The sequence below is a fragment of the Mesorhizobium sp. P2_B5 genome, assembly GCF_056404775.1.
In genome coordinates, this window is record NZ_JBFUDJ010000002.1 from 141109 (window position 1) to 153533 (window position 12425).

At 63.3% G+C, this 12425-nt stretch carries 10 protein-coding genes and 2 tRNA genes; 9 read left to right on the forward strand and 3 right to left on the reverse strand.

The window, feature by feature from the left end; genetic code table 11:
* Positions 1-3: 3 nt before the first annotated feature.
* From AC1D1N_RS07225 to AC1D1N_RS07235, 3 genes are all read right to left on the reverse strand, one after another.
* Entirely contained in the window at positions 4-1029 is a 1026-nt protein-coding gene (locus tag AC1D1N_RS07225) for an aldose epimerase family protein (protein WP_192257688.1), read from the reverse strand.
* 93 nt (positions 1030-1122) lie between these two features.
* Positions 1123-2580 carry an NAD-dependent succinate-semialdehyde dehydrogenase gene (locus tag AC1D1N_RS07230; RefSeq protein WP_112565342.1) on the reverse strand — a complete coding sequence of 486 codons (1458 nt, stop codon included), beginning with the start codon at positions 2578-2580 and terminating at the stop codon, positions 1123-1125.
* Between the two features lie 194 nt (positions 2581-2774).
* The gene (locus tag AC1D1N_RS07235; RefSeq protein ID WP_112565340.1) at positions 2775-3725 is read right to left on the reverse strand and encodes an AEC family transporter; all 951 of its coding nucleotides are present in this window, start codon (positions 3723-3725) and stop codon (positions 2775-2777) included.
* Positions 3726-3835: 110 nt separating this feature from the next.
* Here AC1D1N_RS07235 and AC1D1N_RS07240 point away from each other — a divergent pair, with 110 nt between their 5' ends.
* From AC1D1N_RS07240 to AC1D1N_RS07280, 9 genes are all read left to right on the forward strand, one after another.
* Positions 3836-6850 carry a caspase family protein gene (locus tag AC1D1N_RS07240; RefSeq protein WP_477347526.1) on the forward strand — a complete coding sequence of 1005 codons (3015 nt, stop codon included), beginning with the start codon at positions 3836-3838 and terminating at the stop codon, positions 6848-6850.
* A gap of 102 nt (positions 6851-6952) precedes the next feature.
* Positions 6953-7501: a histidine phosphatase family protein gene (locus tag AC1D1N_RS07245; protein WP_477347528.1), complete on the forward strand. Its 549-nt coding sequence runs from the start codon at positions 6953-6955 to the stop codon at positions 7499-7501.
* 217 nt (positions 7502-7718) lie between these two features.
* A tRNA-OTHER gene (locus tag AC1D1N_RS07250) sits at positions 7719-7792 on the forward strand.
* Position 7793: 1 nt separating this feature from the next.
* Positions 7794-7860, forward strand: a tRNA-Met gene (locus AC1D1N_RS07255).
* Between the two features lie 364 nt (positions 7861-8224).
* Positions 8225-8917 (forward strand): SPFH domain-containing protein, encoded by a 693-nt coding sequence (locus AC1D1N_RS07260; protein ID WP_477347530.1) that lies wholly within the window; start codon positions 8225-8227, stop codon positions 8915-8917.
* A complete protein-coding gene (locus AC1D1N_RS07265; protein WP_477347532.1) occupies positions 8911-9366 on the forward strand; it encodes a slipin family protein in 456 nt (151 codons plus the stop codon). The genes AC1D1N_RS07260 and AC1D1N_RS07265 overlap by 7 nt, the downstream gene beginning before the upstream one ends.
* Before the next feature lie 177 nt (positions 9367-9543).
* Positions 9544-9825 (forward strand): acyl carrier protein, encoded by a 282-nt coding sequence (locus AC1D1N_RS07270; protein WP_006335407.1) that lies wholly within the window; start codon positions 9544-9546, stop codon positions 9823-9825.
* A gap of 56 nt (positions 9826-9881) precedes the next feature.
* Entirely contained in the window at positions 9882-11072 is a 1191-nt protein-coding gene (locus AC1D1N_RS07275) for a beta-ketoacyl-ACP synthase (RefSeq protein WP_477347535.1), read from the forward strand.
* Between the two features lie 42 nt (positions 11073-11114).
* On the forward strand, positions 11115-12410 hold the full coding sequence (locus tag AC1D1N_RS07280; RefSeq protein ID WP_477347537.1) for a beta-ketoacyl-ACP synthase: 1296 nt from the start codon (positions 11115-11117) through the stop codon (positions 12408-12410).
* The last annotated feature ends 15 nt before the right edge of the window (positions 12411-12425 follow it).

Sequence of the window (12425 nt, forward strand, 5' to 3'; positions counted from 1 at the left end):
ATCTCAGGGTAAGCGGAAACGATACTCCGTGACCTGATGATAGATTTGTCCCGGCCACAGCGTGGCCTGCGGGAAATAGGGCCGGTTCGGCGCGTCGGGCCAGGCCTGTGCTTCGAGGCAAAAGCCGGAAAACGCCTTGTAGCGCCGCCCGCCCAGGCCGCCCGAGGTCGGCGTGACATATTGGCCGGTGTAAAGCTGCAGGCCGGGCTCGGTGGTCCAGACCTCCATCTCGACGCCTGAATTGGCGCCTTGCGCCCACGCCACCTGGTGAAGCGGACCACGGCTGGACGCAAGGCAGAAATTGACGTCGTAGGGGAGCTGCTCGCCTTCCGTTTCCATGCGCAGCGGCCGCGCCTGGCGGAAGTCAAACGGGGTATCGTCGACAGGCTTGACCACGCCGGTCGGGATCATCTCGCCATCAACCGGCGTGTAGGCGCCGGCATTCAGCATCAGCCGGTGGTCGAGAATGTCACTGCTGCCGCCATCGTCGAGATTGAAGTACGAATGCTGCGCCAGATTGCACAGCGTCGGCTCCTCGCAGGTGGCGGTCAGCTCCATGCTGAGCGTGCCGGGGATCTTCAGCCGGTAGGTGCAGGTGACGTCGAGCGCGCCGGGGAAGCCCATCGTGCCGTCGGGATCGTGCAGGGTCAGCGTGACAAAATCCCTGCCGTGCAGCGAAACCGTCCATGGCCGATGGAAAAAGCCCCGCGAACCGCCATGCAGCGTGTGCTTGCCCAGGAAATTGCGTTCGGTCTGGTAGCGCTGGCCGGCTATGGTAAAGCGGCCGTCGCGGATGCGGTTGGCATAACGGCCGACGACCGCGCCGAAGAAGGCCCGGTCGGTCTCATAAGGCTCGAAGCGGTCATAGCCCAGCACCAGCGGGGCGTCGTGACCGGCAAGCCGCAGATCCTGGATGATGGCGCCGAGCCCGATGATGTTGGCGCTGATGCCGCCGCCCCGGATGGTGAAACGCCGCACCGGTTCGCCCGCCTGCGTCGTGCCGAAGACCTCGCCGTCCTTCATCGCTATGCCCAAATGCTAATGCGTCGATCTGTCGACTTAGGCCGGCTGAATGTCGTCTGGCAAGGGCAGGCGCATAGCCTGCCCCGCCTTTCTACGCTGTTAGAGGCCGAGGCCGCCAATGCAGACATATTTGGTGTCGAGATAATCCTCGATGCCCTGATGTCCGCCTTCCTTGCCGAGGCCCGATTCCTTGACACCGCCGAACGGCGCTTCCGGCGTGGTGATCAGGCCTTCATTGACGCCGACCATGCCGTATTTCAGACCTTCCATGACCCGGAAGGCGCGGCCGAGATCGCCGGTGTAGAAATAGGCGGCAAGGCCGAACTCTGTGTCGTTGGCGAGCGCGATGGCTTCTTCCTCGGTCTCGAACTTGAACACCGGGGCGATCGGGCCAAAGATCTCTTCCTTCATGAAGCGCATGTCAGGCTTCGCATTGGCGATGACAGTCGGCTGGAAGAACGAGCCGCCAAGCGCGTGGCGCTTGCCGCCGGCAACAACCTTGCCGCCCTTGGACGTGGCGTCGGCGATGAATTCCTCGACCTTCTCGACCGCCTTCACATCGATCAGCGGTCCCTGCTGCACACCCTCTTCGAGGCCCGAGCCAACCTTCAGGCCATTGCTGGCTGCGACCAGCTTCTCGACAAACTTGTCGTAGATGCCGGCCTGCACGAGGAAGCGGTTGGTGCAAACGCAGGTCTGGCCGGAATTGCGGTACTTCGCGGTGATCGCACCGGCAACGGCACGGTCGAGATCGGCATCGTCGAAGACCAGGAACGGCGCGTTGCCGCCGAGTTCCATCGACACTTTCTTGACGGTCACCGACGACTTCTGGATCAGAATCTTGCCGACCTCGGTCGAACCGGTGAAGGTGATCTTCGATATCAGCGGGTTGGCGCAGATCTCGTCGCCGATTTCGGCAGCCGAGCCGGTCAGAATGTTGACGACGCCCTTGGGGAAGCCGACTTCCTCGGCAAGCGCGCCCCAGGCGAGACCCGAGTAAGGCGTCTGCGAGGCCGGCTTAACGACGGCGGTGCAGCCGGCGGCAAGTGCGGGGCCGAGCTTGCGGGCAAGCATCGAGGACGGGAAATTCCACGGCGTGATGGCGGCGATGACGCCGACCGGCTCCTTGGTCACCAGGATGCGGCGGTCGCCCCACGGCGACGGCACGACGTCGCCATAGGTGCGGCGGCCTTCCTCGGCGAACCACATGATGTAGGCGGCGGCCGAGCCGATCTCGCCCTTGGATTCGGCCAGCGACTTGCCCTGCTCGATGGTGAGCAGTTCGGCCAGCACGTCCTGATTGTCCATCATCGCGTCATGCAGCTTGCGCAAGAGCTTCGAGCGTTCGAGCGCGGTGGTCTTGCGCCAGCTCTTGAAGGCTTCGGCGGCGGCTTCGATGGCGCGGCGGGTTTCCGCCTTGCCCGACTTCGGCACGGTGCCGATCTTGAGGCCGGTGGCCGGGTTGTTGACGTCGACCGTCTGGCCGCTGTCGGCCTGCACCCATTCGCCGTTGATGAGATTGGCCTGGCGCATGAAATGGCTGGTTTTCTGAAGCATGGTCTAGCCTCCGTTCGGCGCACTGACGGGCCGGTTTCTGGATCTCTTCGATGAGCGTGCGCAAAGGCTGCGGAGCCGGCACGCTGAAGCCACTGCTCTTAACCTAGGGCAAGCCCCGCAAGCAATCGCAAGATGGCATATAGGGGTTGGGCCAGAGCAAGACGAGAGCCGCAACAGGCAAATTGCCGTGTGGCCTAACCGAAGACGTGAACCACCACCGTCAGCCAGAAGGTCGTCGTGAGAACGGCACAGGCGGTGGCGATGGTCATCTGGTTCGACGCCAGCGCCTGGCCGGTGTTGAACTGCACGGCGATCAGGTAGGAATTGACGCCGGATGGCATCGCGGCCACCATCACCGCCACCTTGGCCGTCAAGGGCGGGAGGCCGAGCAACCAGACGAAGACAAGCACCAGCGCCGGCATCAGGAACAGTTTCAGCGCCGAAAGCACCAACGCCGGCCTGACATTGCCCGAAATGCCGAAGCGGCGCAGGCTGAGCCCCATGGCGAACAGCGCCACCGGCCCTGCCGTAGCGGCCAGCGCATCGACCAGGCGCATGGCGACATCAGGCAGCGGTGCACCGGTGATGCGCCATGCGAGCCCCGCCAGAATCCCGATGATCAACGGATTCATGAACAGCCGCCTGAGGAAGCTACGCACAACGCGCAGAGGATGCACGGGTTCGCCGCTGCCGCGGCCGAACACTTCGAACAGCACGATCGAGGCCATCAGCATGGTCGGCAGATGCACGGAGACCAGCAGAGACAGCACCTCGAAGCCATCCGCACCGAATATGCCGAGGATAAAGGGCACGCCGAGCAGTACGACATTGGAAAACGCCGACGACACACCGCCAACGACACCGGCGCGGGAATCCCTGCCGAAGACACGGGTGGTGACCAGATGGCCGGCGGCCCAGGTGATGGCGACGGCCGCGAAGTAAGCGCCCCATAGCGGCCATGGCGCGACACCATGGAAGTCGGACCGCACCATCGTCTGGAACAGCAGCAGCGGCATCGCCACGTTGATGGCGAATTCGGAGATGCCCTCGCCGCTCGCCGGCCGGAGATAGCCGGTCCACCCGGCGATGTAGCCGAGCGCGACAAGGCTGAAGACGAAGAGGACGGTTTCGGTGAGCGGCGACATTTCCCGAGGGATAAGCGAGCCATGCTCGCGGCGCAATCGTGCCCGAATTTGATCATCGTCGGCTGGCAGGCTTATAGAGGGTTTGGATTATTGGGCGGACGACACGACAAATGGCCTTTGTCGGCACCTCGAAAGGCAATCTTGTCCGGCGGCTGGCGGCTTTCGTCGCCGTGCTGTTCTGCCTTGCCGTGTCTGTGGCTCAGGCTGCCGAGAACAAAAGCCTCAAGGGCGTGGCGCTGATCATCGGCCAGTCGAAATACGACCATATCGCGGCCCTGGCCAATCCGACCAACGATGCCCGCGACATAGCCAAGATGCTGACCGACCTCGGTTTCGACGCCCGCAACGTCACCGATCGTGATGCCGCCAAGCTGAAGCGCGACCTGGAGCGGTTTACCGAGGATGCCGAAGGCGCCGACGTCGCCTTCATCTACTATTCCGGCCATGGCATCGAGGCCGGCGGCGAGAACTATCTGGTGCCGGTCGATGCCGACGTCTCCTCGCTGAAAAATGCCGGTGAGGCGCTGGTGCCGATTTCGGCCGTCATGGACGAGTTGAAGAAGACCGTGCCGGTGACGATCGTGCTGCTCGACGCCTGCCGCACCAATCCGTTTCCGGCCGATGCGGTCGTACGCCTGGCGCCGACGGCTTCCGCCGAGCCAATCAGCGCCGGCGGGCTGGAACCGGTGCGTGGCGCGAAGGCGCTCGGCAATGCAACGGCGGAGGATGCCAGCCTCGGCACGGTGGTCGGCTTTGCCGCGGAGCCGGGCCGCCCGGCGCTCGATGGCACCGTAGGCCAAAACAGCCCCTATGCGGCCGCGCTGCTGCGTCACCTCACGGCGATGAAGGGTACGGAATTCGGCTCGGTCATGCGCATGGTGACCGAAGAGGTCTATCTCGACACCAAGGCAAAGCAGCGCCCCTGGGTCAGCGAGAGCCTGCGCCGTCTGCTCTATTTCGGCGTCGCGCCGCCGGAGCCGACCGGCGATGATGGGCTGATCACTGGTGAGCGGCGGCAATTGCTGTTAACCATCTCCGACCTGCCCGACCCCAAGCGGGCGCAGGTGGAACTGGCCTCGCTCAAGGACGGCGTGCCGCTCGACGCGCTCTACGGCGTGCTCAGGGCGCTCGGCACGGAAAAGATCCCGGAAGATCCGAACGACCTGCAGAAGGTGCTGGATAGCCAGGCCGAGCGCCTGAAGAAGATGATGGCCGAACGCGCGGCGCTGCGCACCGACGATCCCGAGATCAGCCGCCTGGTCGCGTCCGCCGACAAAGCCATCAACCAGGGCGCCATGGTGACGGCGCGCAAATTCCTCGATGACGCTGTCGGCCGGGTTGAGCAAAACAGCGATGCGGTTGACGAAGCCGAGGATCTGGTCAGGCAAAAGCGCATCGCCGACGCCGCCATCTATGCCAAACGCGCCGACGCCGCCGCACTGGTCTTCGACTACAAATCCGCCGCCAACGACTATGCCAAAGCTTTCTCGCTGGTCGAGAAATGGGATGACAAGCTGCGCTGGAACTACAAGAACCAGGAGGCCGAGGCGCTGAACGCTTATGGCTACGCCACGGGCGACCTCAATGCCCTGCAACAATCCATCGAGGCCTATCATGTCATCCTGAACTTCATCCCCAACGGTGAACAGAATCGCGATTGGGCAATCACTCGCAACAACATGGCAGTCGTGCTGCAAACCATCGGCGAACGCGAAACCGAGACCGCACATCTGGAAGAAGCGGCGCAGATCTTTCGCGATTCGCTTGTGGTCTTCGAGCGCGAGAAAGATGATCGCAACTGGGCCGCTGCGCAGAACAACCTGGCCAATGTGCTGCTGAAGATAGGGGAACGCGAAAGCGACCCCAAGCGCCTGAACGATGCGGTGGCAGCAATGCGCGCCACGCTGGAGAAGCGCCCGCGCGACAAGCTGCCCTTGGACTGGGCATCTTCGCAGAACAATCTTGGCCTCGCCCTCTATGCACTCTCCGAACGCGAACCCGTCGGCGAGCATCTGAAGCAGGCCGAAGCCGCTTACCGGTTGGCGCTCGAGGAGTACACACGCGCCAAAACGCCGGTGGAATGGGCGATGGTCGAGAACAATCTCGGCAACACGCTGGTCACACTTGGCATCCAGCTCAACGACAAGGCAAAGATCAATGAGGCGGCCGACGCTTTCCGCGCCGCGCTGGAAGTGCGAACCCGGGAAACCTTTCCGGTGTCCTGGGCCACCAGTCGCCTCAATCTCGGAAATGCGCTGAGCGGTGTTGCCCGCTTCGACATGGGCACGGCTACGCTTGAAGAAGCAGCTTCCGCCTATGATGACGCGCTGACTGTGTTCACCCGCCAGCGCTTCCCGATGGACTGGGCCTCGGCGCAGAACAATCTCGGCTCGATCTACCAGACGCTCGGCCAGCGCACGCGTGATGCGGCCAAGCTGGAACAGTCGGCGGCAGCCTTCCAGGCGGCACGGCAGGTCTATGTCAGGCGGAAGTTCCCGCAGGACTGGGCCATGAGTTACTACAATCTCGGCAACACGCTGCAGCTACTGGGCGGCGTGACCGACAAGCCCGAACACTATAGCGATGCGGTCGACGCCTACGGCAATGCGTTGCGCGAGTACAAGCGCGAGACCAACCCGCGGCAATGGGCACTGGCCCAGGCCGGCCTGGGCTCGACGCTGCACTGGTTGAGCATGAGCAATGCCGATCCCAAGACCCTGCAGGATTCGATTGCGGCGCGGCGGGCAGCGCTCGAAATACTCACTATCGAGGCAGCACCGGTCGACTGGGCCAATGCTCAAAATGGCATCGGTATGAGCCTGCTCAATCTCGGCAATCTCCAGCGGACCGACAAATATCTCAACGACGCCGAAGCAGCGTTCACTGCGACGTTGAAGGTGTTTACGCGCGAAAGTCAGCCGCTGCAGTGGGCCTTCGAGCAGAACAATCTTGGTGACGTCCACTGGAACCGCGCCAGCTATGGGGCGGGCAAGCCGGAATATCTCAAGGCGATCGAATTCTTCGAGAACGCCAAGCAGGGCTTTACTGAAGCCGGCTACACGATCCCCATCCCGCTCACCGACCAGAAGATCGATCTGGCGAAGAAGCAGATGGCGAAAAAGTGAAGTTGCGGACGGAGCGTCCGCCTTTCGCTTGTCTTTGTGCCGGCTTTCCGATCCCTATATGCGAATAACCGGGGCCGACATCGGGCTCCCGGAAGGTATCAGATGATTCGATTTGTGCTGGCGCTATTTCTGCTTGTTCTCCCGGCCGCGGCCCATGCGACAGATGCCGGCTGGGCGCTTTTGCGTGACGGCGGTCATGTCGTGCTGCTTCGCCATGCGCTGGTTACCGGTACCACCGACCCGGCCAATTTCGACATCGAAAACTGCGCCACCCAGGTCAACCTCTCGGCCCGCGGCAAGCAACAGGCGAGCAAGATCGGCGCCTTGTTCGGCGCTCGTGCCGCGCCCATCGAGCGGGTGCTGTCCAGCCGCTACTGCCGCTGCCTCGACACCGCCCGTATCGCCTTCGAAGCCGAGCCGGAGCTTTTTGCGCCGCTCGATCTCCTGAAGAGCGATCCGACCGAGAAGGCCGCGCAGCTCGACGCGGTCATGAAGGAGATCCGTGCCTATTCCGGCTCCGACAATCTGGTCATGGTCACCCATCTCGAAAACATCGTCGCGCTGACCGGCGTCTCGCCGCGCGAAGGCGAAGCGGTGGTGGTCGAGCCGCAAGGCGATGGCCTGCGCGTGCTTGGCCGCGTCACTTTCTGACAAGCCCAACAGCCCCGCGCACTGTTGCCGAAATACCACTGCCGAAAGAAGCCGCAAATTCGCCGCCACAATGCCGCTTGCGACAACCCGTCGCAGGGTCTATAGGCGCGCTCCCGGTCACGAAAACCGAAGCGAGCACAACGGTTGGAGCTTTCGTCTCCGCCCGTGCAGGCGGCTTTGCCGCCCTGTATACGGCGCCGCTTTGGGGATTGGGATCGCGGATGTAGCTCAGGGGGAGAGCGCCGGATTTGGGTCCGGAGGTCGCAGGTTCGAATCCTGCTGTCTGCACCACGGATAGCTCAGTTTGGGTAGAGCATCAGACTCATAATCTGACGGTCGAAGGTTCGAATCCTTCTCCAATGGCTGACAGGCCACCACCCTTTCACGGTGTTATCTGAAAAAACGGTCCGGGGACCGGAATGCTGAAGACCCGACGAGCCGCCGAAGCCTTCGGGCCAAGGCCGGTTCGAACGGTCTGACGCCATCGGCTCGCGGCCAGGCCCGCGGTGATGATCAAGGCGCAGTGTCGCCGGCAAGGGAGGCTTCGGCCCCCGGCGCTCGCTTCGCTGCCCCGCGATCCGCTCCCGAAGGCCCGCCGCGATTTGATGCCACCGGTCCCCGGATCATTCGTGCCGGGAACGACGAAGTGAAACGAGAAACGAAGGGAAGATCGACGCATGACGTGACGCCTCGCATGGGGCCATGCCCGACAGGAGTAAGACAATGACGACTATTCTCGACAAGGTTCTTGGACGCGAGCGCGTCCTCGTAAGGGAAAACGAACGTGCCCTCACCCTCTACAAGGGGGAGATCAAGGCTGTCCTGCTGCCGGGCGAGCATTCGCTCGTCAACCGGCGCGGCAACCTCGAAGTGTCCCGGCACGATCTGAAGAACCCGGAATTCGTTTCGGCATACGAGAAGGCGTTGTTCGACAAGCTCCCGGATGTGGCCGCGCGTCATTTGACCGTGGTTCGCACCGGACGCACGGAGGTCGCCGTCATCGAGCGCGACGGCAATCTGCATGCTGCGCTGGCGCCGGACCGCAAGCTTGTGCTGTGGACGGATGCCGGCCCGTGGAAGGTGACGCTGGTCGACACTGCAGTCGATCTTGCCATCGATCCGGCGCTGACCCGCCGGCTCGGCCAAAGCAGGAAGACGGAATTGATGTCCGTCCATCCGGTTGTCGATGGCCAGGCCGGACTGCTGTTCGTCGACGGTGTGCTGGTGCGCACGTTGTCGGCGGGCGTGCATGCGTTCTGGAATGTCGGACGCATGGTGCAGGTGAAGGTCGTCGACCTCAAGCGCCAGTCGCTCGATGTCGCCGGGCAGGAAGTGCTGACCAAGGATCGGGTAACGATCCGGGTCAACATCGCCGCCGAATACCAGGTCGTCGACCCGGTCAAGGCGGCATGGTGAAGGACTTCTCCGAAGCCCTCTACCGCGCCCTGCAGTACGCCTTCCGCAAGACGCTTGGCGCGCTGACGCTCGACCAGATCCTCGAAAAGAAGGTGACGGTCGACGAGGAGGCGGCGGCCAAGGTCCGTGCCGACATGGCCGCGATCGGCGTCGAGGTCAGCGATATCTCGGTCAAGGATGTGATCCTGCCGGGCGAGATGCGCGAAATCCTCAACCAGGTGGTTTCGGCCGAAAAGCAGGCCGAGGCCAACGTCATCCGCCGCCGCGAAGAGACGAACGCCACGCGTTCGCTCCTCAACACAGCCAGGGTGATGGCCGAGAACCCGGTGATGCTGCGGTTGAAGGAGCTTGAGGCTCTGGAAACCATCGCCGGCAAGGTCGAGCGGCTGACTGTCCACAACGGAACGGGCGGACTGCTCAACGACATCGTCAAGCTCCGCGAGAGCTGAGCTGACGTTACGTCAAATGGAAGGGCCGCCGGGTCAGCCGGCGGCCCTTCTTGCGCTTCTTGAGACCCCTCCCCATCTGCGCCCGGCGCATCAGGCCTTTTCCTGCCGGGAAAAACCGATTAGACAGCGCCCAAACCAGATGCGGACAGATTCCGCCCGCAACCGAAGGAAGAGCCCTTGTCCACCACGTTCGACAAAGTCGCCAAGATCATTGCCGACACCAGCGAGATCGATATCGACACCATCACCCCCGAGAGCCACACGATCGACGATCTCGGCATCGACAGCCTCGATTTCCTCGACATCGTCTTTGCCATCGACAAGGAATTCGGCATCAAGGTGCCGCTGGAAAAGTGGACCCAGGAAGTCAATGACGGCAAGGCCTCGACCGACGATTACTTCGTCATGAAGAACCTGTGCGCCAAGATCGACGCGCTGGTCGCCGCCAAGAACGCCTGATATCGGGCAAGCGCGCGGCCTTGACGGGCTGCGCCGCGTGACCCACAAAGCCGCTCATGAGCAGCCCCCGCGACGTCGTCATCACTGGTATTGGCCTTGTCTCTTCGCTGGGAGAAGGCCCTGACGCCCACTGGCAGAAGCTGGCGCAGCCAGGCCTGCAGCCGGTGCTCGAAGCCGCGCGCTTTGCACCCTATACCGTGCATCCGCTGCCCGAGATCGACTGGAACCTGCAGATCGCCAAGCGCGGCGACCAGCGGCAGATGGAAACCTGGCAGCGGCTCGGCACCTATGCCGCAGGCCTGGCGCTGGACGATGCCGGCATCAAGGGCAATGACGAGCTCTGCACGACCATGGACATGGTTGTCGCCGCCGGCGGCGGCGAGCGCGACGAGGCGGTCGATGCCGCCATCCTTGCCGCTTCGGAAAGCCGCAACGACCGCGACGTGCTGCTCAACGAGAAGCTGACCACCGAATTGCGGCCGACGCTCTTCCTGGCGCAGCTTTCCAATTTGCTCGCCGGCAACATCTCCATCGTCCACAAGGTGACCGGATCGTCGAGGACCTTCATGGGCGAGGAAGGTGCCGGTGTCGCCGCCGTCGAGACGGCTGCCGCGCGTATCCGCTCGGGACAGTCGACGCATATTCTGGTCGGCGGCGCCTTCCAGACCGAACATTCCGACATGCTGCTCGGCTATGAACTGGCCGGCTATCTGCATCGCGGCCCGTGGAAGCCGGTCTGGCAAAGACAGGGTGCCGAGGGTGGCGGCCTGGTCTCCGGCTCCGGCGGCGCCTTCCTGGTGCTGGAACAGCGCGAACACGCGACAAGCCGTGGCCGCAAGATCTATGCCGAGCTCGGACCGGTCGTCTCCGGCCGCGCCCGGCGCTCGCGCGGCGAACTCGACGCCGAGATCGCGGCCTTGCTCAAACAGGCAGCACTCCCGAACGGTAAGCTGCTTGCCATATCCGGCGCTTCCGGCGCGCATACGGCAACATCAGCCGAGAAGGCAGCGCTCGATGCCAATCCGGCGATATCGGCGCGCGGTTTCGCGACGCTGACCGGGCATATGAAGGAAGCGCAGTTTCCGTTCGCTGTGGCGCTCGCCGCACTGGCTGTCGACCGAAAGGCTGCCTACCCCGTTTTCGACGCCGCGACCGAGAAGCCGTTCGAAGGCATTCCGCAAACCGTGCTTGCAACGGCGATCGGCTATCACCAATTCGAGGGCATGGCGCTGATCAACGCTGCTTGAAGCAGTGCTGCGCGATCATGCTGCAAAGTTAAGAGGTTCCGGATGGCCAATCTCAGAGATCACATGGGCAGGCCGATCGTCGCCGTCACCGGCATCGGCGTGGTGACCTCGCTCGGCGTCGGCAAGGCAGACAATTGGGCGGCGCTGACCTCCGGCAAATCGGGCATCCACCCGATCACTCGCTTTCCCGTCGACCACCTCAACACCCGCATCTCCGGCATGGTCGATTTCCTGCCGTCGAGTTCGAAAGGTGCCAGCTCACTCACCTATGAGCTAGCAGAGCTTGCGGGCCTCGAAGGGGTGACCGAAGCCGGTCTTAATTCCGGCGATTTCGGCGGACCGCTCTTCCTCGCATCGCCGCCGGTCGAACTCGACTGGGCCGAGCGCTTCTCGCTCTACAATGCTGGCAGGGACAAAAATGCTGGCAAGGACAGCGATGACACCGCCGCCGAACGACTGCTTCGGGTGGCGCGCGGCTTGAAAGAGCTGGATATTTTCGAGACCACCCAGTTCGGTTCGATCGCCGATCGCCTTGCCGACCGTCTCGGCACGCGTGGTCTGCCGATCACGCTGTCGACGGCCTGTGCTTCGGGCGCCACCGCGATTCAGCTCGGCGTCGAGGCGATCCGGCGCGGCGAATGCGACCGTGCGCTGTCGATCGGCGCGGACGGTTCGGCGACCGCCGAAGCCCTGATCCGGTTCTCGCTGCTTTCCGCGCTCTCCACCCACAACGATATACCCGAAAAGGCATCGAAGCCGTTCTCCAAGGATCGCGACGGCTTCGTGCTGGCCGAGGGGTCCGGCGCCCTTGTGCTGGAATCGCTTGAGGCTGCACTGGCGCGCGGCGCGACCATCCTTGGCATCCTGGGCGGTTGTGGCGAAAAGGCCGATGACTTCCACCGCACCCGCTCGAAGCCGGATGCTTCGCCGGCGATCGCCGCGGTCCGCGCCGCACTTGCCGATGCCGGACTGAGCCAAGACGAGATCGACTATGTCAACGCGCACGGCACATCGACGCCGGAAAACGACAAGATGGAGCATCTGGCGCTGTCGACCGTGTTCGGCGAGAGGATCGGCTCGATGCCGGTTTCGTCCAACAAGTCGATGATCGGTCACACGCTGTCGGCCGCCGGCGCGGTCGAGGCGGCGTTTTCGCTGATGACGATGCGCGAAAGCGTCATTCCGCCGACCATCAACTATGACAATCCCGACCCGGCGATCGTTCTCGACGTGGTGCCGAACAAGAAGCGCAATGCCGAGGTTCGCAGCGTTCTGTCGAACTCCTTCGGCTTTGGCGGCCAGAACACCTGCCTTGTCATGGCGCGGGAACCGGTCTAAGCGAGCGCTTTCCGC